Origin of the sequence: Streptomyces sp. Tu6071, from assembly GCF_000213055.1 — a bacterium.
GTDB classification, from domain to species: domain Bacteria; phylum Actinomycetota; class Actinomycetes; order Streptomycetales; family Streptomycetaceae; genus Streptomyces; species Streptomyces evansiae.
In genome coordinates this window covers 2,042,246-2,063,131 of sequence record NZ_CM001165.1, presented here as the reverse complement: position 1 = coordinate 2,063,131, position 20,886 = coordinate 2,042,246, and the positions used below count along the sequence as shown (strand labels likewise).

The 20,886-nt window shown below is 72.7% G+C and carries 18 protein-coding genes and 2 tRNA genes; 13 read left to right on the top strand and 7 right to left on the bottom strand.

Features of this window, described 5'->3' with window-relative positions:
- Window positions 1–85 precede the first annotated feature (85 nt).
- Together STTU_RS08310 and STTU_RS08305 are read right to left on the bottom strand one after the other, a co-directional pair.
- Complete coding sequence (locus STTU_RS08310; protein ID WP_007821711.1) at window positions 86–499, bottom strand: roadblock/LC7 domain-containing protein; 414 nt, start codon at window positions 497–499, stop codon at window positions 86–88.
- Between the two features lie 9 nt (window positions 500–508).
- On the bottom strand, window positions 509–4,828 hold the full coding sequence (locus STTU_RS08305; protein ID WP_007821710.1) for a nitrate- and nitrite sensing domain-containing protein: 4,320 nt from the start codon (window positions 4,826–4,828) through the stop codon (window positions 509–511).
- A gap of 619 nt (window positions 4,829–5,447) precedes the next feature.
- On the opposite strand from STTU_RS08305, the gene STTU_RS08300 reads away from it, so the two are divergent.
- The 5 genes from STTU_RS08300 to STTU_RS08280 all read left to right on the top strand — a co-directional run bounded on the left by STTU_RS08300 (window position 5,448) and on the right by STTU_RS08280 (window position 8,800).
- Window positions 5,448–6,224 (top strand): fumarylacetoacetate hydrolase family protein, encoded by a 777-nt coding sequence (locus STTU_RS08300; RefSeq protein WP_043254565.1) that lies wholly within the window; start codon window positions 5,448–5,450, stop codon window positions 6,222–6,224.
- A complete protein-coding gene (gltX, locus tag STTU_RS08295) occupies window positions 6,217–7,692 on the top strand; it encodes a glutamate--tRNA ligase (protein ID WP_007821706.1) in 1,476 nt (491 codons plus the stop codon). The genes STTU_RS08300 and gltX overlap by 8 nt, the downstream gene beginning before the upstream one ends.
- Window positions 7,693–7,811: 119 nt before the next feature.
- Complete coding sequence (locus STTU_RS08290; protein WP_007821704.1) at window positions 7,812–8,552, top strand: HAD family hydrolase; 741 nt, start codon at window positions 7,812–7,814, stop codon at window positions 8,550–8,552.
- Between the two features lie 82 nt (window positions 8,553–8,634).
- Window positions 8,635–8,706, top strand: a tRNA-Gln gene (locus STTU_RS08285).
- A 21-nt stretch (window positions 8,707–8,727) separates the two neighbouring features.
- Window positions 8,728–8,800: transfer RNA gene (locus tag STTU_RS08280), tRNA-Glu, on the top strand.
- A 174-nt stretch (window positions 8,801–8,974) separates the two neighbouring features.
- Here STTU_RS08280 and ndgR read toward each other — a convergent pair.
- Complete coding sequence (gene ndgR / locus STTU_RS08275; RefSeq protein WP_007821702.1) at window positions 8,975–9,694, bottom strand: IclR family transcriptional regulator NdgR; 720 nt, start codon at window positions 9,692–9,694, stop codon at window positions 8,975–8,977.
- Between the two features lie 178 nt (window positions 9,695–9,872).
- Between ndgR and leuC the strand changes: the two genes are divergently transcribed.
- The 4 genes from leuC to STTU_RS08255 all read left to right on the top strand — a co-directional run bounded on the left by leuC (window position 9,873) and on the right by STTU_RS08255 (window position 13,406).
- Window positions 9,873–11,294, top strand: coding sequence for a 3-isopropylmalate dehydratase large subunit (gene leuC, locus STTU_RS08270; protein WP_007821699.1), 1,422 nt, complete (start codon window positions 9,873–9,875; stop codon window positions 11,292–11,294).
- Window positions 11,295–11,300: 6 nt separating this feature from the next.
- Window positions 11,301–11,894 carry a 3-isopropylmalate dehydratase small subunit gene (gene leuD / locus STTU_RS08265; protein WP_007821698.1) on the top strand — a complete coding sequence of 198 codons (594 nt, stop codon included), beginning with the start codon at window positions 11,301–11,303 and terminating at the stop codon, window positions 11,892–11,894.
- Between the two features lie 501 nt (window positions 11,895–12,395).
- Window positions 12,396–12,623: a hypothetical protein gene (locus STTU_RS08260; RefSeq protein ID WP_009068861.1), complete on the top strand. Its 228-nt coding sequence runs from the start codon at window positions 12,396–12,398 to the stop codon at window positions 12,621–12,623.
- Between the two features lie 153 nt (window positions 12,624–12,776).
- Entirely contained in the window at window positions 12,777–13,406 is a 630-nt protein-coding gene (locus STTU_RS08255) for an HU family DNA-binding protein (protein ID WP_043254562.1), read from the top strand.
- A gap of 356 nt (window positions 13,407–13,762) precedes the next feature.
- On the opposite strand, the gene STTU_RS08250 is transcribed toward STTU_RS08255, so the two are convergent.
- Window positions 13,763–13,966: a hypothetical protein gene (locus STTU_RS08250; protein WP_007821692.1), complete on the bottom strand. Its 204-nt coding sequence runs from the start codon at window positions 13,964–13,966 to the stop codon at window positions 13,763–13,765.
- A 54-nt stretch (window positions 13,967–14,020) separates the two neighbouring features.
- Window positions 14,021–14,719 carry a 2-phospho-L-lactate guanylyltransferase gene (gene cofC, locus STTU_RS08245; RefSeq protein ID WP_370672439.1) on the bottom strand — a complete coding sequence of 233 codons (699 nt, stop codon included), beginning with the start codon at window positions 14,717–14,719 and terminating at the stop codon, window positions 14,021–14,023.
- Between the two features lie 201 nt (window positions 14,720–14,920).
- Here cofC and STTU_RS08240 point away from each other — a divergent pair, with 201 nt between their 5' ends.
- The 3 genes from STTU_RS08240 to STTU_RS08225 all read left to right on the top strand — a co-directional run bounded on the left by STTU_RS08240 (window position 14,921) and on the right by STTU_RS08225 (window position 18,214).
- Window positions 14,921–15,787, top strand: a complete 867-nt coding sequence (locus STTU_RS08240) for a lysophospholipid acyltransferase family protein (protein WP_043254560.1) — start codon at window positions 14,921–14,923, stop codon at window positions 15,785–15,787.
- Window positions 15,784–16,815 carry an NAD(P)H-dependent glycerol-3-phosphate dehydrogenase gene (locus STTU_RS08235; protein WP_043254558.1) on the top strand — a complete coding sequence of 344 codons (1,032 nt, stop codon included), beginning with the start codon at window positions 15,784–15,786 and terminating at the stop codon, window positions 16,813–16,815. Before STTU_RS08240 ends, STTU_RS08235 begins: the two co-directional genes overlap by 4 nt.
- A 229-nt stretch (window positions 16,816–17,044) precedes the next feature.
- Window positions 17,045–18,214, top strand: a complete 1,170-nt coding sequence (locus STTU_RS08225) for a D-alanine--D-alanine ligase family protein (RefSeq protein ID WP_009068867.1) — start codon at window positions 17,045–17,047, stop codon at window positions 18,212–18,214.
- 532 nt (window positions 18,215–18,746) lie between these two features.
- Here the strand turns inward: STTU_RS08225 and STTU_RS08220 are convergent.
- The gene (locus STTU_RS08220; protein WP_007821682.1) at window positions 18,747–19,247 is read right to left on the bottom strand and encodes a DUF3515 domain-containing protein; all 501 of its coding nucleotides are present in this window, start codon (window positions 19,245–19,247) and stop codon (window positions 18,747–18,749) included.
- A 21-nt stretch (window positions 19,248–19,268) separates the two neighbouring features.
- Window positions 19,269–19,502: an Lrp/AsnC family transcriptional regulator gene (locus STTU_RS08215; RefSeq protein WP_043254555.1), complete on the bottom strand. Its 234-nt coding sequence runs from the start codon at window positions 19,500–19,502 to the stop codon at window positions 19,269–19,271.
- Window positions 19,503–19,723: 221 nt separating this feature from the next.
- Between STTU_RS08215 and STTU_RS08210 the strand changes: the two genes are divergently transcribed.
- Window positions 19,724–20,719 (top strand): thiamine-phosphate kinase, encoded by a 996-nt coding sequence (locus STTU_RS08210; protein WP_010261880.1) that lies wholly within the window; start codon window positions 19,724–19,726, stop codon window positions 20,717–20,719.
- Window positions 20,720–20,886 lie beyond the last annotated feature (167 nt).

Below are 20,886 nucleotides of genomic sequence, written 5' to 3'. Positions count from 1 at the left end.
GCGGAACAGCGGATGGTCTCGGCGCCGTCAGGCTGTGGCCGGTGGGGGGCTGAATGCGGCCGGGCGGGGTGGCGTTGAGCGGACGTCAGTTGAGCAGGCTGCCCTGGAGTTCCGCACGCAGGTCCGGCGTCAGCACGGCCCCCGCCCGGTCCACCAGAAGGGCCATCTCGTAACCGACGAGGCCGATGTCGCACTCGGGGTGGGCGAGCACGGCGAGGGAAGAGCCGTCCGAGACGGACATGATGAAGAGGAAGCCGTGCTCCATCTCCACGACCGTCTGGTTGACGGTGCCGCCCTCGAAGATCCGGGAAGCCCCCGCGGTGAGCGAGGTGAGACCGGAGGCCACGGCCGCGAGCTGGTCGGCGCGGTCGCGGGGAAAGCCTTCGGACATCGCGAGGAGGAGTCCGTCGGCGGAGACCACCACCGTGTGCGACACCCCAGGGGTGTTGTCCACGAAGTTGGTGATCAGCCAGTTCAGGTTCTGTGCCGCCTGGCTCATGGGGGTCAACTAGCGCTCCTGCTGGTGAGAGGGGCGGGGGTAGCCCTCGTTCGGCCGGTTCTCACCGGACGGACGCAGACTGTTGCCGGCCTGGTAGCGGCCCTGCTGGATGCCCCTGCGGAGATTGGTCAGCCGGCCGCGCACGTCGTCGGGCGCCCGGGAGACCTGGGGACCCGTCTGCTGCTGCGGCTGCTGCTGAGCGGTACCCGGCACCAGGTTGGCGCGGGGCACCCGGCGCGGGAGACCGGAGGTGGTGACGCCGCCCGCCGAGGGCTGCCGCACCCGCTCCGCCTGCCGCACCAACTCGTCGTTGGGCGAAGCGCGCCAGGTCTCCTGGCCGACCTGCGCGGGCAGCGCGCCGGGGCCCTGTCCCGCGGTCTCCTCCCCGCCCTCGGGCGCGGCGGCGGGCGAACGGGTCTCCTCGGCGGACCGCTGGGAAGCGCCGGTACGGGGCGGCTCGGCCGCGTGCGGCGGCTCGGGCTGCTCCGGCGGCTGCTCCTGCCCGCCGGGCTGCGGGCCGCGGAACCAGCTCGTCTCCAGCGTGTCGTACAGCGGGGTGCGGCCGTCGCCGGGACCGGCCGGGGGCAGCGCGTTCTCGGCGGGGCCGCGGCGCGGGAGTTCGCGCGCGGGCGGCCCGTCGGGACGCGGCGCCCTGGGCGGCTCGTACCCGGTGTTCACCGGGAAGGAGGAGGTCTCGCTGACCGCGAACCCGCCCTGACCCTGCGGCGCCTGCGGGCCCTGGGGCCCCTGGGGGCCCGCCTGTCGCGGGCCGCGGGGCTGCTGCGCGTTCGGCCCCTCGGCGTAGGCGCCGGGGCGCCCGTCCTGCGGGTACGGGGGCGCGGGGAACTGGCCGGTCTGCGAGGCGGCCGGGAACTGGCCCGTCTGCGAGGGGGCCGGGTACTGGCCGGTCTGCGAGGTGTCCTGGTACGGGCCGGGCTGCTGCGACGGCGCGGGGAACTGCCCGGTCCCGGAGGCTCCCTGGTACGGCTCGCCCTGGTACTGCCCCTGCTGCGGGGAGGCCGCGGGGAACTGACCCGTGTCGGAGCCCGCCGGGTACTGGCCGCTGTCGTAGCCGTTCGCCTGCCCGTACGGGGCCGGGGCGCCGCCCGGCGCGGGGAACTGCCCGGTCTCCTGCGGCGACCAGCCGCCCTGCTGCCGCGCGTCGTCGTAGCCGTAGCCCTGCTGGCCCTGACGGCCGGGGGCACCCTGGCCCTGGTCCTGCTGGGGGTGGCGCTGCTCGCGGTGCTGGTCCTGACGCTGGTCCTGGTGCGGCGGGTAGCCGCCGTCCTGGCCCTGGCCGCCTGGGGCGTAGCCCTCCTGCGGGCGTGCCCAGGAGCCGGTGTCCTCCGCCCCGTAGCCGCCCTGCGGGCCCCGCGCGTTCGCGGGGTCCACGGCCGGGAACGCGCCGGTCGAGGCGGGGTCGCCCTGCGCCTCGTAGCGCCCGATGCCCTCGGGGGCGGGCATGTCGGGAGTGATCGCGGGGAACTGCGCCGTCGAGCCGGGGCCGCTGTCGTTGCGGGGCGCGGCGAAGTTCTGGCGCGGGCCGCGCGGCTCGTCGTGGCCGCGCGGGGCGTCCTGGGCCTGCGGCTCCCACGGCGCCGCGGGCTGCTGCCGGTCGGCGGGCGCGGGGTGCTGCGGCTGCGGCGGGCCGCCGGGCAGCTCGGCGCGCGGGCCGCCGCGCGGCGGGAGCTGCGGGCGGCCGTCCTGGCCCTCGCCCTGCGGAGCGCGGCGCTGCGGCGGGATCGGCGCGGTCCGGCCGCCGCCGAAGGCGTCCTGCCGGTTGTCCTGCGGGGGCACGGGGCGGGCGCCGCCGGGGGGCGGGCCCTGCCGCGTGTCGCCGAAGAGGTTGCCGGGGCCCTGCGGCGGCCGTCCGCCGCCGACCGGCGGGAAGGCGTCGCGACCCGTCGGGGCCTGCGGGGCGTTGCCGCGAGCGGGCAGCGCGGCGCGCGGGGCGCCGCCGGGGCCGACCTGGCCGCGCTCGGGCGCGGCGCCGAGCCGCTTGCCACCGGGCCCGCCCTGACCGGGCCCGCCCTGACCGGGCCCGCCCTGGCCGCCGCCGAGCGCCCCCGCGGGAGCGCGGCGGGCCGCCGCGGCACCCGCCGCGGCCTGCGCGGCGGCGGGGCCGCCCTGGCCGGTGGGCGCGCCGGGCTTGCCCGGGACCTTGCGTCCGCCCTGCGCGACGTCGACGGGCAGCATGACGAGCGCCGTCGTGCCGCCGGAGTCGGAGGGGCGGAGCTGGATGCGGATGCCGTGGCGCTGCGAGAGGCGGCCGACCACGAAGAGGCCCATGCGGCGCGAGACCGAGACGTCCACGGTGGGCGGCGCCGCGAGGCGCTCGTTGATCGCCGCGAGGTCCTCGGGCGAGAGGCCGATGCCGGTGTCGTGGATCTCGACGAGCACACGCCCGTCGGGCAGCGCGTGCCCGGTCACCTTGACCTTGGTCTGCGGCGAGGAGAACGACGTCGCGTTCTCCAGCAGCTCGGCGAGGAGGTGGACGAGGTCGTTGACGACGCGTCCGGCGACTTCGGTCGAGGGCACGGCGGAGAGTTCGATGCGCTCGTACTGCTCCACCTCGGAGGCCGCGGCGCGCAGCACGTCGACGAGCGGCACGGGGCGCGTCCAGCGGCGTCCCGGCTCCTCGCCCGCGAGGACGAGGAGGTTCTCGCCGTTGCGGCGCATACGGGTCGCGAGGTGGTCGAGCTTGAAGAGCGAGGAGAGCTGGTCCGGGTCGGCCTCGCGGGACTCCAGTTCGGAGATGAGCGAGAGCTGACGCTGGATGAGGCCCTGGCTGCGGCGCGAGAGGTTCGTGAACATCGCGTTGACGTTGCCCCGCAGCATGGCCTGCTCGGCGGCGAGGCGGACGGCCTCGCGGTGCACGTCGTCGAAGGCCGTGGCCACGCGGCCGATCTCGTCGCGCGAGTGGACACCGACGGACTCGACCGAGAGGTCCACGTCCTGCGGGTCCGACTCGGAGAGCTGGCCGACGAGTTCGGGCAGTCGCTCCTGGGCGACCTTCGTCGCGGTGTCCTGCAGTCGCCGCAGCGAACGGATCATGGAGCGCGAGACGACGAAGGCGCCGACGAGCGAGACACCGAGGACGAGGATGATCAGCGCACCGTTGATGATGGCGTCGCGCTCGGCGCTCTGGCGCAGCTCACGGGCCTTCTGTTCCATCTGGCCGAGCAGTGTCAGCTCGATGGTCTTCATCTGGTTGATCTCTTCGGACGCCGAGTCCGTCCAGTCCTTGTAGGACCGCTTGGCGCGCAGCTCCATGCCGCCCTGGGTGCTCAGGGAGCCCTGGGCGTAGTCGCGCGCGCCCTTGATGGTGGGCTGCTCGTCCGGGTCGATCGGCTTGAGCAGGTCCTCCGGGTCGCCCGCGTAGGCGCCGTAGATCTCCTTGAACTGGTTGATCTCGTCGTCCTCGTTGCTCAGGGCGTTGAGGGCGTAGCGGCGATCGGTCTCGGAGAGCTTGCCGAACTGCGACTTGTTCGGGGGCAGCGCGGCGGCGAGCACGGCGCGCTGGATCGAGGCGTACTCCTTCGCCGAGGAGAACGCGGCGAGCGCGCGGGTGCGCTGGACCATCTCGGGGTTCGACGTCGCCTGCGCCATCTCCTGGGAGAGGCTGAGCAACTGGTCGATGAGCTGGCTGTAGGCGTCGACGGTCTGCGTGATCGAGGCGTCGTCGGCGTAGGCGTCGCGGCGGATCGCCTTGAGCTGGGCGACGCGCTTGGTGATCGCGTCGAGGTTGCTGCGGACACCGTTCAGCTCGTTGTTGCCGGTGATGTCCTTGGTGTTCTGCAGGAACGTGGCGACCTGGCGGTCCGTCTTCTGCCGCCAGCTCGCGACCGAGTAGTCGGTCGCCTTGACCTTGTGCGAGAGCGGCCCGGCCGACTGGTCGCGCTCGTCCTGGAGCGCGGCGGCCAGCTCGGTGGCCTGCTTCGTCATGTCGGTGAGCAGCTTCATGTTGTCGAGCTGCTGGATGTCGTCGAGGGAGTCGCTGATGCGGATGCCACCGAGGGTGGTCGCCGCCGCCACCGGGAGCACCAGGAGCGAGACCAGACGGGTCGAGATGCGCCAGTTGCGCAGGGCTATTCGCGAGCCGGGCCCGCTCGGGCCCGTCTTCGTCTTCGCCTTCTTCTCCGCCTTGTCGGCCTTCCCCGGCTTGTCGCCCTTGTCGCGCGGGGCCTCGCCCTCGGGGCCCTGCTCCTCGTGGCCCGCGGTGCTCAGCCCCTGCTGCGGTGCGTGCGGGGCAGCGGCGCCGCGGTCAGTGGCGCCGTTCGGCTCCGGCTCGGCCGGAGCACTGCCATCCCTCTTGAAACGTCCCTGCACTAGCGTCGCAACCTCTGGACCAGGCGCCCCTCACGCCGGTGGCGCTCGGGACGGTGTCGAGTCGTGGAGGTCCGTGAACCCCCGGGTGGTCGTAGTGACCGGCGCGTCTCCCCTTGACCGCCGCTCGGCGCTGCGTTGCGCCCTCGCGTGCCGGCCGAATCCCGCGGCGGTCCCGGGAATTCCAGCACAGCCGGGGATCTCCAACAAGGTCCGAAGAGCCCTCGCCGAAGCCTGTGACCGCGTGTGCCGGGCGCAACACGAGGAGTGCGAAACGATCTTGAACATTACGGGCATACGGGTCCGATCCGCATTCGCCGCCCACACCCCGCCCACACCCGTGAGCGCGAGGCGACGGGCGGAATGCCTGAGTCCGTACCCGGATGACCGATTCCCCGCCGCGCGACGGCAGCACGTTATGCCCCGGTTTCGCGCGTCACTCGTGAGCAAAATCACATGGGGAGGTCGTGTGCCGGTTGTGGTGGAGGGGGAGGGGGGCCGTACGCGTTAGCCTGGGGAGGCGGTTCTCCGTGTCGCGTCTGTGCCCCGTTACCGGCGGTCATACCCGCGGGACGGCAGGCCGAACCCACGACCCGGACCAACAGAGGGGCACCCGCCAGCCGTGCGCATCGCCAGATTCTCCATCGACGGCAATGTGGCCTTCGGAGCCGTCGAGGGCGAGGACCCGGACGGGCTCGTCCTCGACATCATCAAGGGCATCCCGTTCGCCGAGTTCGAGCTGTCCGGCACCAAGGTCCCCCTGGACAAGGTCCGCCTGCTGCCGCCCACGCTGCCCAGCAAGGTCGTGGCCGTCGGCCGCAACTACGCGGAGCACGCCAAGGAGATGGGCAACGAGGTCCCCGAGCACCCGGTCACCTTCTTCAAGCCCTCCACCTCCGTGAGCGGCCCCGGCGACCCGATCCCGTACCCCTCCTTCACCGAGGAGCTGTCGTACGAGGCGGAACTCGCCGTCGTGATCGGCCGCATGTGCCGCGAGGTGCCCCGCGAACGCGCCAAGGACGTGATCCTCGGCTACACCTGTGCCAACGACGTCACCGCCCGCGACGCCCAGCGCCGCGAGCAGCAGTGGGCCCGCGCCAAGGGCTTCGACGGCGCCTGCCCGCTCGGCCCCTGGATCGAGACGGATCTCGACCCGGCCGACCTCACGCTCCAGTGCACGGTGAACGGCGAGCAACGCCAGCTCGGGCGCACGAGCGACATGCTGCGCTCGGTCGAGGACCTCGTCGTCCACGTCACCGAGGCCATGACCCTGCTCCCGGGCGACGTCATCCTCACGGGCACCCCGGCAGGGGTCGGCCCGCTCAGCGTCGGCGACGAGGTCGCCGTCCACATCGAAGGCATCGGCACTCTCACCAACAAGGTGATCAAGCGTGGCTAACGACGGCACCGTCCGCGTACGTTTCTGTCCCTCCCCGACCGGCAACCCCCACGTCGGTCTCGTCCGCACCGCCCTGTTCAACTGGGCCTTCGCGCGGCACCACCAGGGCACCCTCGTCTTCCGCGTCGAGGACACCGACGCGGCCCGCGACTCCGAGGAGTCCTACGAGGCGCTCCTCGACTCCCTGCGCTGGCTCGGCCTCGACTGGGACGAGGGCCCCGAGGTCGGCGGCCCGCACGCCCCGTACCGCCAGTCGCAGCGCATGGACGTCTACCGCGACGTCGCGCGCCGCCTGGAGGAGTCCGGGCACGCCTACCGCTGCTACTGCACGACCGAGGAGCTGGACGCGCGCCGCGAGGCCGCGCGCGCCGCGGGCCGCCCCTCCGGCTACGACGGCCACTGCCGCGACCTGAGCGCCGAGCAGGTCGCCGCCTACGAGGCCGAGGGCCGCAAGCCCATCGTCCGCTTCCGCATGCCGGACAAGGCGATCACCTTCACGGACCTCGTGCGCGGCGAGCTGACCTTCGCGCCGGAGAACGTCCCGGACTACGGCATCGTCCGCGCCAACGGCGCCCCGCTCTACACGCTCGTCAACCCCGTCGACGACGCCCTGATGGAGATCACCCACGTCCTGCGCGGCGAGGACCTGCTCTCCTCCACGCCCCGGCAGATCGCCCTGTACGAGGCGCTCATCGAGCTGGACCTCGCCAAGGAGATCCCCGCCTTCGGCCACCTCCCCTACGTCATGGGCGAGGGCAACAAGAAGCTCTCCAAGCGCGACCCGCAGGCGAGCCTCAACCTCTATCGCGAGCGCGGCTTCCTCCCCGAGGGCCTGCTCAACTACCTCTCGCTGCTCGGCTGGTCCTTCTCACCGGACGAGGACATCTTCACGCTCGACCAGATGGTCGCGAAGTTCGAGATCGGCGACGTGAACGCTAACCCGGCGCGCTTCGACCTGAAGAAGGCCGAGTCGATCAACGGCGACCACATCCGGATGCTCTCGGTCGAGGACTTCACCGCCCGCTGCGCGCCCTGGCTCCGGGCGCCGTTCGCGCCCTGGGCGCCGGAGGACTTCGACCCGGCCGCCTTCGCCGCGCTCGCGCCGCTCGCGCAGACCCGTCTCACGGTCCTCTCGGACATCACGGCCAACGTCGACTTCCTCTTCCTCGACGAGCCCGCGATCGACGAGACCTCGTGGAACAAGGCGATGAAGGAGGGCTCGGACGCCCTCCTGGCCACGGCCCGCGCCAAGATCGCCGAGGCCGACTGGAAGGCCGAGGCGCTCAAGGAGGCGGTCCTGGAGGCCGGCGCCGAGCACGGCCTCAAGCTCGGCAAGGCGCAGGCCCCGGTCCGCGTCGCGGTCACCGGGCGCACCATCGGGCTCCCGCTCTTCGAGTCCCTGGAGATCCTGGGCCGCGAGAAGACGCTCGCGCGCATCGACGCGGCGCTGGCCAGGCTCGCCGCCTGAGCGCGCGGGCGCGGCGACGCCACCGCGTGGGACACGCGTCCCGAGGGGCGGACGCCGGGGACACCTCCCGGCGCCCGCCCCTCGGGCGTACCCGCAGGTCCGCGCCTATCCTCGGCGGCGTGGCAGCGAATACAGCGGTCAAGGCCGTCCTGTGGGACGTGGACGACACCCTCTTCGACTACACGGGCGCCGATACCGCGGGTCTCGCGGCGCACCTGCGCGCCGAGGGCCTCCTGGAGCGCTTCGGCGGCCCGGAGGCCGCGCTCGCACGCTGGAGGACGCTGACCCGGCGCCACTGGGGGCGCTTCGCCGAGGGCGGCGTCGGCTTCCTGGAACAGCGCAGGGACCGCGTACGGGACTTCCTGGAGGCGCCGCTGAGCGACGCGGAGGCCGACGCGTGGTTCGAGGCGTACTTCGGGCACTACGAAGCCGCCTGGACGCTCTTCGCGGACGTCCTCCCGGCCCTCGACGCCCTCGCCGCGAGCCACCGCCACGGCGTCCTCTCCAACTCCTCCGTCACCGTGCAGGGCCCCAAGCTCGGGACCCTCGGCCTCGGCGACCGCTTCGAGACCCTGCTGTGCGCCGCCGAACTCGGCGTCTCCAAGCCCGATCCCGGCGCCTTCCGCGCCGCGGCGCGCGCCCTCGGTCTCGCCCCGGCCGAGATCGCGTACGTGGGCGACGAACCCTGGATCGACGCACGCGGCGCGGTCGACGCCGGCCTCGTCGGCGTCTGGCTCGACCGCGCGGGGCGGCACACGCGCGAGGAGGTCCCGGAGGGCGTGCACCGCATCGGCGGGCTCGCCGAGCTGCCGGTGCTGCTGGGGGATACCCGTTTTGGAGCGCCGTCGACCTTCGGGTAATGTTCTTCCTGCGCCGCCGGACGGGAGGAACGCCCGAAAGAAAGCGCGAAGCGGATACCGGGCCCCAGGGCTTGCGTATCAATGGGCTATGGTGTAATTGGCAGCACGACGGTTTCTGGTTCCGTTAGTCTAGGTTCGAGTCCTGGTAGCCCAGCTGATCACTTCTCGTGATCGCGCCCCCGTTGTGTAGCGGCCTAGCACGCTGCCCTCTCACGGCAGTAGCGCCGGTTCGAATCCGGTCGGGGGTACTTCTCGCTAAGCCCTCCATCCTCCACGGATGGGGGGCTTTTCGGTGTGCGCGGAGCGGCGCGCGGCGGGCGCTTGTCCGGACGGGCGGGGCGGCTTCGTCGGCGTCCCGCCCGTACCGGCGGGTACGGGGGATGGAGCGTGCGGTACGGGGTCGCGCGTGCGGGTGCGGGACGTCAGCCACCGTTGCGGCGCAGGGCCTCGCTCAGGCGGGCCGCGGCGTCGATGATGGCCTGGGCGTGCATCCGGCCCGGGTGGCGCGTGAGGCGCTCGATCGGCCCGGAGACCGAGACGGCGGCGACGACGCGGTTCGAAGGACCCCGTACCGGCGCCGAGACCGAGGCCACGCCCGGCTCGCGCTCGCCGATCGACTGGGCCCAGCCCCTGCGCCGTACGCCCGAGAGCGCGGTCGCCGTGAAACGCGCGCCCTGGAGCCCCCGGTGCAGGCGCTCCGGCTCCTCCCAGGCGAGCAGGATCTGCGCCGAGGAACCCGCCTTCATCGTCAGGGTCGAACCGACGGGGACCGTGTCCCGCAGTCCGGACAGCCGTTCCGCCGCCGCGACGCAGATGCGGGTGTCGCCCTGCCTGCGGTAGAGCTGCGCGCTCTCGCCCGTCACATCGCGCAGGTGCGTGAGCACCGGGCCCGCCGTGGCGAGCAGGCGGTCCTCGCCGGCCGCGGCGGCGAGTTCCGAGAGGCGGGGGCCGAGGATGAAACGGCCCTGCATGTCCCGCGCCACCATGCGGTGGTGCTCCAGTGCCACGGCGAGGCGGTGTGCCGTGGGCCGGGCGAGCCCTGTCGCGCCGACCAGGGAGGCGAGAGTGGCCGGACCGGACTCGAGGGCGCTCAGAACGAGAGCAGCCTTGTCGAGTACGCCGACGCCGCTAGAGTTGTCCATGCAACGATATTCGCGTCTCACTCTGTGAAACGCAAGTTCAATTTCCACGGGAAGTTGCCACTCTGTACGAGCGGGCCCGAGGACCACCGGGCCCAGGACCGCCGCCACCCACGAGGGGACGGCCGGGTACTCACCTCTCTAGTTGGGCCAGGCATCGCCGCCGGCCGAAGGGAAAGCGATGGGTAGGACACTCGCGGAGAAGGTCTGGGACGACCACGTCGTCCGGCGCGCCGAGGGCGAGCCCGACCTCCTCTACATCGACTTGCACCTGCTGCACGAGGTCACCAGCCCGCAGGCGTTCGACGGCCTCCGCCAGAACGGCCGGCAGGTGAGGCGGCTGGACCTCACCATCGCGACCGAGGACCACAACACCCCGACCCTCGACATCGACAAGCCCATCGCGGACCCCGTCTCGCGCGCCCAGCTGGAGACCCTGCGCAAGAACTGCGCGGACTTCGGCGTCCGGCTGCACCCGCTCGGCGACGTCGAGCAGGGCGTCGTCCACGTCGTGGGACCGCAGCTCGGCCTCACCCAGCCCGGCACCACCGTCGTCTGCGGCGACTCGCACACCTCGACGCACGGCGCCTTCGGCGCTCTCGCCTTCGGCATCGGCACCTCGCAGGTCGAGCACGTGCTCGCCACCCAGACGCTGCCGCTCGCGCGCCCGAAGACGATGGCCGTCACCGTCGAGGGCGAACTGCCCGCCGACGTCACGGCGAAGGACCTGATCCTCGCCGTCATCGCGAAGATCGGCACCGGCGGCGGCCAGGGCTACATCCTGGAGTACCGGGGCAGCGCCATCGAGAAGCTCTCGATGGAGTCCCGGATGACCATCTGCAACATGTCGATCGAGGCCGGTGCCCGCGCGGGCATGATCGCGCCCGACGAGACGACGTTCGCGTACCTCAAGGACCGCCCGCACGCGCCGCAGGGCCCCGAGTGGGAGGACGCGGTCGCGTACTGGAAGACGCTGCGCACCGACGACGACGCGGTCTTCGACGCCGAGGTCGTCATCGACGGCGCCGCGCTCGCCCCCTTCGTCACCTGGGGCACCAACCCGGGCCAGGGAGCGCCGCTCTCGGCGAACGTCCCCGACCCGGCCAGCTTCGACGACCCCTCCGCACGCTTCGCCGCCGAGAAGGCCCTGGAGTACATGGGCCTGGCCGCCGGGCAGCCGCTGCGCGAGATCTCCGTCGACACCGTCTTCGTCGGCTCGTGCACCAACGGCCGTATCGAGGACCTGCGCGCCGCCGCCGACGTGCTGCGCGGTCGCGCGGTCGCCGACGACGTCCGCATGCTGGTCGTCCCCGGTTCCGTACGGGTCGCGCTCCAGGCCGTCGAGGAGGGGCTCGACAAGGTCTTCACCGAGGCCGGGGCCGAGTGGCGGCACGCCGGCTGCTCGATGTGCCTGGGCATGAACCCGGACCAGCTCGCCCCCGGCGAGCGCTCCGCGTCCACGTCCAACCGCAACTTCGAGGGCCGGCAGGGCAAGGGGGGCCGCACCCACCTCGTTTCGCCCAAGGTGGCCGCCGCGACGGCGGTCCTGGGCCGCCTCGGCTCGCCCGCCGACCTCACCGCCACCGCGCCCTCGGGAGTCTGAACCACCATGGAAGCCTTCACCGTCCACACCGGCCGCGCCGTCCCGCTGCGGCGCTCCAACGTCGACACGGACCAGATCATCCCCGCGCACTGGCTCAAGAAGGTCACGCGCGACGGCTTCGAGGACGGCCTCTTCGAGGCATGGCGGAAAGACCCGGAGTTCGTACTGAACAAACCGGAGCGCGCCGGGGCCACCGTCCTCGTCGCGGGCCCCGACTTCGGTACGGGCTCCTCGCGCGAGCACGCCGTCTGGGCGCTCCAGAACTACGGCTTCAAGACCGTCATCTCCTCGCGCTTCGCCGATATCTTCCGCGGCAACTCGCTCAAGAACGGTCTCCTGACGGTCGTCCTCGACCAGAAGATCGTCGAAGCCCTCCAGGAACTCGTCGAGAAGGACCCGCAGGCCGAGATCACCGTCGACCTCCAGGAGCGTCAGGTGCGCGCCGAGGGCGTCTCCGCGGACTTCGAGCTGGACGAGAACTCCCGCTGGCGGCTGCTCAACGGACTCGACGACATCAGCATCACGCTGCGCGAGGACGAGGCGATCGCCGCGTACGAGGCGCGCCGGCCGGCCTTCAAGCCGCGCACGCTGCCGGTGTGACGTGCGGCGGGACCGCCGCCCGGTCTGAACCGGCCGCCCGCGAGCCCGCCCGTGGAACGCAAGCTGTGCCCCTGGTCGTACGACGACCGGGGGCACGGTCGTGTGCGGGGCGGGGGGCGGATGGGGTGGGGTCGCTGCGGTCTGCGGCCGGGTGAGTGTTTGCGTGGGGCGGGGGGTCGGTGTCGCGTGCGGCGCGGGGTTCGGCGTCGCGTGCCGCGTGGGGTGGGCGTGGCGTACGAGGGGCGGCGCCGTGGTGCGCGGCGTGGGGTGAGGGCGGCACGGAGCCTTGGCCAAAAACCCTCGGTCGGCGCAGTGTTGCGGATGTCGGCGACGCGCCCGGGGCGCCGCCGAACGGGTGGTCTCAACTCCCTTGCCCCACAAGGCAGAAGACCTGCGATTATGGCCCCTGCCTGCACTGTCCCGGCCCGCCGACGAGGCCGCCCCAGACGGTAGTTACCCCCTGCGCAGGCGACAACTCAGGCCAGATGGCACAATCGAGGCATGGAAAGCGACGGCCAACTCCAGCTTTACGGCGCGGTCGCCGACCGACTCAAAGAAGCACATACAAGGGTGCGCACACTGCAAGTCCCGGAGAGCGTACGGATGGCGCTGACCCGGAAGCTGCTGGTCATTACGGCCGCGGCCAAACACGATCTCGCAGGTGCGGCGGCACGCCTGGACCGGTTGTTGAAGGACATCGACGAGGGACGCTATCCCGGTGACGGCTGAATCCAGCCGTGGAGCGGGACTCTCCCGGGTCCAGTGGGTGTTGCGGCACAAGGGTGATTAGCCCGTTTCGTGTTTGATTTGCGGTATATATCCGCCTAGCGTGCGAAAAAGCTTGAACAGATTCGTTCTGGCAATGTCTCCGAAGGGGAAGACGTGAACAAGGCGCAGCTCGTGGAAGCGATTGCCGACAAGCTCGGCGGGCGGCAGAACGCCGCCGACGCCGTGGACGTGGTCCTGGACGCCATCGTCCGGGCCACCGTCGCCGGTGACCGGGTCTCCGTCACCGGGTTCGGCTCGTTCGAGAAGGTCGACCGTCCGGCCCGGTACGCCCGCAACCCCCAGACCGGGGAGCGGGTCCGCGTGAAGAAGACCTCGGTGCCGCGCTTCCGCGCGGGCCAGGGCTTCAAGGACCTCGTCGCGGGGACCAAGAAGCTTCCGAAGAACGACGTCGCGGTGAAGAAGGCCCCCAAGGGCAGCCTCACCGGCGGCACCAAGACCACCGCCAAGGCGGCGGCGAAGAAGGCCACGGCGAAGAAGGCGACGGCCGCCAAGAAGGCCACCACGGCCGCCGCTCCGGCGAAGAAGACCACCGCCACGGCGAAGAAGGCCACGACCAAGAAGGCCGCCCCGGCGGCGAAGAAGGCGACGGGCACCTCCGCGACCGCGAAGAAGACCACGGCCAAGACGGCGCCGGCGAAGAAGGCGACCGCCAAGAAGGCCCCGGCCAAGAAGAGCACGGCGCGCACGACGACCGCCAAGAAGGCGACGGCGCGCAAGAAGTGACCTTCCCGCACGTCGTGCGCCTTCGGCGGTGACGCTCTTTCTTCCGCACCGGACGCAGTGACGTCACGGCCGCGGCCGGACCTCCGGTCCTCCGGGGGGGACGCGGCACCCACGCGTCGGGCCGGGCTCCTCGGGGAGCCCGGCCCGCGGCGTGTGCGGGGCGTTTGGCGCGCGGGATGCGAAGGGGCCCCCGGCGCGCGGCGTGTGCGGGTGTGTTTGGCGCACGGGGTCGGCGGGTCGCTCGGCGTGCGGCGTCGGCGGGTCGGTCGGCGTGCGCGGAGATGCCTTGGCTCTGACCGGGGCCGGCGGGTGCTCCCGTGCGGGGTGCGCGCCAGGGGAGCGCCGCCGACAGTCACTCAGAACGTTTGCAGGGTCACCAACGTGACGCGCAGTCCCGCCGCTTCGCCCTCGGTCTCGATCCGTACCCGCTGACCGGGGCGCAGGAGCCGCAGGCCGCCCGCGAGGAACGCGGCGCCGTCGAAGGGCACCGGGGTGCCGTCGTCGAGCAGCACGCTGCCGCTGTGGTCCGAGGGATCGTAGGTGTACGCCGTTGCCTGCATGGGGGGACCTTAACGGGGGCGGGGGCCCCGGCGCGGCGTGGGGAGGCCCGGCGGTCACGCACCCGCGCTCCCCGCGACGCGTTCCCTCGCCGGGAGTGCGGCGGCGGCGCGGCGGGTGTGCGGGCCCACGCCCAGGGCCAGCGCCGCGCGCAGATCGGCGACGGTGTCCACGTCCTGCCGCACCGAGGCGACCGCGCGCGCATCGAGTTCCACCGCGCCCGAGGCCCGGTGCCGGTTTCGCGAGTGCCCGCCGAAAAGGGGGCTCAATTCCGTACCGGAAAGCGCGGCGAGAAATGTCGTGCCGATTTCCGCGGCGTCGGGGAGAAAAGAACGCGGGAATTGCGCGGCGGCGCGCAGCACGGCGGACAGTTCCGCCGGGCGCAGAGCGGGCAGATCCGCGTTGAGAGCGGCCACGGCGCCGCGCGAAGTGCCGCGCCGTGCCGCGCGCGCCCCGTGCGCGAGAGCGGCGTTGAGGCCGGCCCCGGGAGTGTCGGGGACCACACGCGCGCCGAGCGCGGCGAGGGCGGCGCCGCCCCGCGCGTCGTCCGTGACGACCACCACACCCCGTACCTCGGGACACGCGAGCGCGGCCTCGACGGTGTCCTGCGCGAAGGCGAGCGCGAGGCGGCGACGGCTCGGCGCCGAGAGCGGCCCGGCGAGCCGGGACTTGGCCAGGGGGAGGGGCTTCACCGGGACGACCAGGGTCCATGGTGGGGGCGCGGCGGGCCCGGCGGGAGTGTTCATCGGCGCCATTGTCGCCCGTGGACGCCGCGCGGGAAGGGGGCGGTGCGGCGGCACGGAGGGCGCGGAAGGGGGCGCGCGAACCGGCCGCGGGGGAGTGCGCGGGCGTACCGTGTTCTCGACAGACGGGGGAGGCGGGTCCACACTTGTGCGGCCTGCCAGGCGCAGTACGTGATCTTTGGCCCGGGTCGGGCCGAACAGGAAGGTGCACGCGTGTCCCGCCGTAAAATCGGCTTTTGGTATCGCTTTGCCGCGGCGGTGCTCAAGCCGCTGTTGCTGGTCTTCTTCAAGCGGGAATGGCGCGGAGCGGAGCACATGCCCGAGGACGGCGGATTCATCACCGTCGTCAACCACAATTCGTACATCGACCCGCTGTCGTACGCGCACTACCAGTACAACACCGGGCGGCTGCCGCGATTTCTCGCGAAGGACGGCCTTTTCCGGCACGGCATCGTCGGCGCCATGATGCGCGGCACCCAGCAGATCCCCGTCTACCGCGAGACGACCGACGCGATGGACGCCTTCCGCGGCGCCGTGCGGGCGATCGAGAAGGGCGAGTGCGTCGCCTTCTACCCCGAGGGCACCCTCACGCGGGACCCCGAGCAGTGGCCGATGAGCGGCAAGACCGGTGCGGCGCGCGTCGCGTTGGCGACGCGCTGCCCCGTGATCCCCGTCGCGCAGTGGGGCGCCAACCTCGCGATGCCGCCGTACGCGCGGGAGAAGAAGCTGCGGCTGCTGCCCCGCAAGACGCTCCAGGTGCTCGCCGGGCCGCCCGTCGACCTCTCCCCGTACTACGGCAAGGAGCCCACGCCCGAACTCCTGCGCGAGGTCACGGAGGTGCTGATGCGCGCCGTCACGGACCTGCTGGAGGAGCTGCGGGGCGAGAAGGCGCCGGCGGAGATCTACGATCCGCGCAGGGCCCGGATAGAACAGCGTCGTCGGGCCGCGGCCAAGCGTGCCGTCGGTCCGGACGGCGCGGCCCAGGCGCACGACGCGGACGGGAACGGTCCGCGCGACGCGGACGGGAGCCGTTCGCGCGACGAGAGCACGACGCACGCGACAGGGGAGCACACCACGTGACAGGCCAGCCCGGCCGGAACGACCGTCCCGCCAAAGCCGCCGTCTTCGGCAGCGGTTCCTGGGGCACCGCCTTCGCCATGATCCTCGGCGACGCCGGGAACGACGTGACGATGTGGGCCAGGCGCCCCGACGTCGCGGAGGCGATCAACACGACGCGCACCAACCCCGGCTATCTGCCGGGCACGGTCCTGCCCGAGCGGGTACGCGCCACGAGCGACCCCGCCGAGGCCGCGGACGGTGCCGACCACGTGTTCTTCGTGGTCCCCTCGCAGACGCTGCGTGAGAACCTCACCGCCTGGGCGCCGCTGTTCGGGCCCGAGAGCGTGCTCGTCTCGCTCATGAAGGGCGTCGAACTCGGTTCCAAGATGCGGATGAGCGAGGTCATCGAGGACGTCGCGAAGGTGCCGCAGGAACGTGTCGCCGTCGTCACCGGGCCGAACCTCGCGGGCGAGATCGCCGCGCGGCAGCCCGCCGCCGCCGTCGTCGCCTGCCGCGACGAGAGCGTCGCCCGGCGCATCCAGCACGCCTGTCTCACGCCGTACTTCCGCCCCTACACGAACACCGATGTCGTGGGCTGCGAACTCGGCGGCGCGGTCAAGAACGTCATCGGGCTCGCGGTCGGCATCGCCGACGGCATGGGGCTCGGCGACAACACCAAGGGCTCGCTCATCACGCGTGGGCTCGCCGAGACGACGCGGCTCGGCCTCGCGATGGGCGCGGACCCGATGACGTTCTCCGGGCTCGCGGGGCTCGGCGACCTCGTCGCGACGTGCTCCTCGCCGCTCTCGCGCAACCACACCTTCGGCACCAACCTCGGCCGCGGCATGAGCCTCGCCGAGACCATCGCCGTCACCAACCAGACCGCCGAGGGCGTCAAGTCCTGCGAATCGGTCCTCGCGCTCGGCCGCGGGCACGGCATCGACATGCCCCTCACCGAGACGGTGGTGAGCATCGTCCACGAGGGGAAGGCGCCGCTCGTGGCGCTGGAGGAACTGATGTCGCGGAGCGCGAAGTCCGAGCGGGGGTAGGCGGCGGGGCGGGCCGGTGCGTTCGCCGCCGAGCGTGTGACGGGGCTGGCCGGGACGTGCGACGCTCCGCCCCACGCCCCGCTCCGCGGACGCCGGAGGGGCTTCCACGACATGGCCGGTGCGGTGCCGGGGCGCGGCGTCGTGGCGTTCGGCCGGGTGGTGGGGGTGGGCGACAAGCCGGGCTCCGGGCGCTGACGGGGCGGGGGGCAGCAGGTACCCTCATCGCGATATGAGCAGCCAGAACCTCCCCCAGAGCCCTGTTCCCCCCGTTGAAGGGGGAGAGCCGCGCAAGCCGCGGGTCGCCGTCGTCTTCGGCGGGCGAAGCTCCGAGCACGGAGTCTCCGTCGTCACCGCCGGTGCCGTGCTCGGCGCCATCGACCGGGAAAAGTACGACGTGCTGCCGATCGGCATCACCGGTGAGGGCCGCTGGGCCCTCGCCGTCGACGAACCGGCCCGGATGGCCATCGCCGACCGCGCGATGCCCACTGTCGAGAGCCTCGCGGAGTCCCTGGAGGGCAGCGTCGTCCTGCCCTTCGACCCCTCCGTGCGTGAGGTCGTCTACACCGAGCCGGGCTCGGTCCCCAAGGCGCTCGGCGAGGTCGACGTCGTCTTCCCGATGCTCCACGGGCCCTACGGCGAGGACGGGACCCTCCAGGGCCTCCTGGAGCTCTCCGGGACGCCCTACGTCGGCGCCGGGGTGCTCGCCTCCGCCGTCGGGCAGGACAAGGAGTACATGAAGCGGATCTTCACCTCGTTCGGGCTCGCGGTCGGCCCGTATCTCGTGATCCGCCCCCGCGAGTGGGAGCAGGACCCCGACGCGGCCCGCCGCCGCATCGCCGACTTCGCGGGCGACCACGGCTGGCCGCTCTTCGTGAAGCCCGCGCGCGGCGGCTCCTCCGTCGGCATCAGCAAGGTCGACGGCTTCGACGGCCTGGACGAGGCGATCGCGGAGGCGCGGCGCCACGACCCGAAGTTCCTGATCGAGGCGCTCGTCCAGGGCCGCGAGATCGAGTGCGGGGTCCTGGAGTTCGAGGACGGGCCGCGCGCGAGCGTGCCCGCCGAGATCCCGCCGGTCACCGACCACGCGTACTACGACTTCGAGGCGAAGTACATCGACTCCGCCTCGGGGCTCGTGCCCGCGCCGCTCACGCCCGAGGAGACGGCGGAGGTCCAGCGCCTCGCCGTCGCGGCCTTCGAGGCGACCTCCTGCGAGGGCCTCGTGCGCGCCGACTTCTTCCTCACCGACGACGGCTTCGTGATCAACGAGATCAACACCATGCCCGGCTTCACGCCCATCTCGATGTACCCGCAGATGTGGGAGAAGAGCGGCGTCGGCTACGCCGAACTCGTGGACCGGCTCATCCAGGCGGCGCTGCGGCGGTCGACGGGGCTGCGGTAGGACGCGGGGCTCGCGGCGCGTGACGGGGGCCGGGGCGGGGCTCTCGGCGCGGGCCTCGCGGTGAGGGCGTCGCGCTGGGGGAGTGTGGCGGCGTTCGTGGCGGGGGTGTGGCGGGCCGGCCGTTGAGGTGCGTCGTGGCGCGGTGGGCGCCCGGGGGGCGCGTCGTGGCGCGGTGGGTGCCCGGGGGGCGTCGTGGCGCCGGAGCTGTGGGGTGTGGGGTGCGCTTCGTCGCGCGGGCCGGCGATGACGCACGCGGCGTGGCATATGCGACGTCGCGTGTGACCTGCGGTGATGCGCGCGGCGTGTGGGCGTGGGCGCGACGTGGGCGCGCGACGTGGCGTCGGCTGCGTGGCGTCCGCGCGACGTGGCGTCTGCGGGCGACGTGGCGTGTGTGCGACGTGGCGTCTGCGGCGACGTGGCGTCGGCTGCGTGAGGGTGGTGCGGCGGGTGGTGTGCCCGGCCCGGGTGGGCGGGTCGTCCTCGTACCGCTGTCCCTTCCCGTACCACCGTCGCGGCGGGTTCCGCGCGGTGCTCAGCCCTCCGCGATGCCCTTCGGGATGGCGCTCGTGACCGGCTTCGCGAAGTCGGTGAGGGGGGAGAGTCCGTTGTCGGCGCGCGCGGCGGGGATCGTCACCTCGACGTAGGCGATGCGCAGCGTCGTGTAGAGGCGGTAGGGGCCACCGTCCTCGTGGACGATGGCCCAGTCCACGCCGTCGACCTCGACGCCGTCCGTCTTCGGGTCGTCGAGCGCGGCCGGACGGGGCACTCCGCAGCGCAGTATGATCGCCGGGTCGCCCCATCCGGCCGTCAGTTCGGACTTCGGAGCCGGGTTGTTCCTGTCGAGTCCGTCCACGCGCTCCGGAAGCTTCGGGTGCAGCTTCCGGCACGCCTTCGCGGCGGCGGCGTCCGGTGCGGGGACCGCGGCCTTCGCCGCGGAGTCCGACGCCGAGTCCGGCGACGAACAGCCGACGGCGGTCAGCAGCGGGAGCAGGACGGCGGGAACGAGCAGTCGCCGCAGCACGGAGATGTTCACGCCGCCCAGCGTAGACGGGGGTTACAGATGGACGACGGGGCAGGTCAAGGTCCTGGTGATGCCCTCCACCTGCTGCACTTTCGCGACGACCATGCGACCGAGGTCGTCCATCGTCGTCGCCTCGGCACGCACGATCACGTCGTACGGGCCCGTGACGTCCTGGGCTTGTATCACACCGTCGAACGAGCCGACGAGTTCGGCTACCGCGGAGGACTTGCCGACCTCCGTCTGGATCAGAATGTACGCCTGTACCACGGAACCTCCAGGGCGGCCATGAGGATCATGGGGGAAAGGGGACGCCACGGTATCGCGTCGCCGCGCGCCGCGGGGAGCCCCCCGCGCGTGCTGCGCCCCGCTCCGTACGGTGGTGCCGCTTCCGGGGGACGCGGCGCACGGAAGTTCAGGCAAGACTTGACGGTACCCGCGGCGGCGAAGGCACTCGGCCGTGAACGGTACGGCGCAGAAGGGGCACAGGGATGAAGGGCACTGTGGGGGAACTCGGCGAGTTCGGGCTCATCAGGGAGATGACGTCACGACTCACCACGACGCCGGCGGTGCGGCTCGGCCCGGGGGACGACGCCGCGGTGGTGACCGCGCCCGACCGCCGCGTCGTGGTGAGCACCGACGTCCTCGTGGAGGGCCGGCACTTCCGCCGCGACTGGTCGACCGCGTACGACGTCGGGCGCAAGGGCGCGGCGCAGAACCTCGCCGACATCGCCGCTATGGGCGCGGTGCCCACGGCCCTCGTCCTCGGCCTCGTCGTGCCCGCGACGCTGCCCGCGACATGGGCGATCGAGCTGATGGACGGGCTGCGCGACGAGTGCCAGGTGGCGGGCGCTGCCGTGGTCGGCGGCGACCTCGTACGCGGCGACACCATCACCGTCGCGATCACGGCGCTCGGCGACATGCGCAACCAGGAGCCGGTCGTCCGCTCCGGGGCGCGGCCGGGCGACGTCGTCGCCGTCACGGGTTGGCTCGGCTGGTCCGCCGCGGGGCACGCCGTCCTCTCGCGCGGCTTCCGCTCCCCGCGCGCCTTCGTCGAGGCGCACCGCAGGCCCGAACCGCCCTACCACGCGGGCCCCGCCGCCGCCGCGCTCGGCGCGACGTCCATGACCGACGTGAGTGACGGCCTCATCGCCGACCTCGGGCACATCGCCGAGGCGAGCAACGTCCGCATCAACCTCGTCTCCGGCAAGGTCGACGTGCCCTCGCAGATGTACGACATCGGGCAGGCGGTCGGCGTCGACCCGCTCCAGTGGGTGCTGACGGGCGGCGAGGACCACGCGATCGTCGCGACGTTCCCGCCAGACGTGAAGCTGCCGGCACGCTGGAAGGTCATCGGCGAGGTCCTTCACCCCTCGGCACGCCCCGAGGTGACCGTCGACGGCGCGCCCTGGACGCGCGCGGGGGGCTGGGACCACTTCGGCGGGGACGAGGGCGACGACGGGATCGAGACGCCGGGGCGGGGGTGAGGTTGCGGGGGTGAACGTGGCGCGGGGGACGTCGCGTCGGTGAACGTGGCGCGGAGGGACGTCGCGTCGGCGCACGTCGCGGCGGTGCGTGGTGTGCGGGGGCATGGCGCCCAGGTGCACGGCGCGTGGGGGCGCGTCGCGTTGGTGCACGTACGGGGGGCGTCGTG

What these genes read in the sequence shown, in the direction of transcription:
- STTU_RS08310 (WP_007821711.1), bottom strand. Translation starts at nt 499, where the DNA reads ATGAGCCAGGCGGCACAGAACCTGAACTGGCTGATCACCAACTTCGTG.
- ndgR (WP_007821702.1), bottom strand. Translation starts at nt 9,694, where the DNA reads ATGGACAACTCTAGCGGCGTCGGCGTACTCGACAAGGCTGCTCTCGTT.
- leuC (WP_007821699.1), top strand. Translation starts at nt 9,873, where the DNA reads ATGGGTAGGACACTCGCGGAGAAGGTCTGGGACGACCACGTCGTCCGG.
- leuD (WP_007821698.1), top strand. Translation starts at nt 11,301, where the DNA reads ATGGAAGCCTTCACCGTCCACACCGGCCGCGCCGTCCCGCTGCGGCGC.
- STTU_RS08260 (WP_009068861.1), top strand. Translation starts at nt 12,396, where the DNA reads ATGGAAAGCGACGGCCAACTCCAGCTTTACGGCGCGGTCGCCGACCGA.
- STTU_RS08250 (WP_007821692.1), bottom strand. Translation starts at nt 13,966, where the DNA reads ATGCAGGCAACGGCGTACACCTACGATCCCTCGGACCACAGCGGCAGC.
- cofC (WP_370672439.1), bottom strand. Translation starts at nt 14,719, where the DNA reads ATGGCGCCGATGAACACTCCCGCCGGGCCCGCCGCGCCCCCACCATGG.
- STTU_RS08225 (WP_009068867.1), top strand. Translation starts at nt 17,045, where the DNA reads ATGAGCAGCCAGAACCTCCCCCAGAGCCCTGTTCCCCCCGTTGAAGGG.
- STTU_RS08210 (WP_010261880.1), top strand. Translation starts at nt 19,724, where the DNA reads ATGAAGGGCACTGTGGGGGAACTCGGCGAGTTCGGGCTCATCAGGGAG.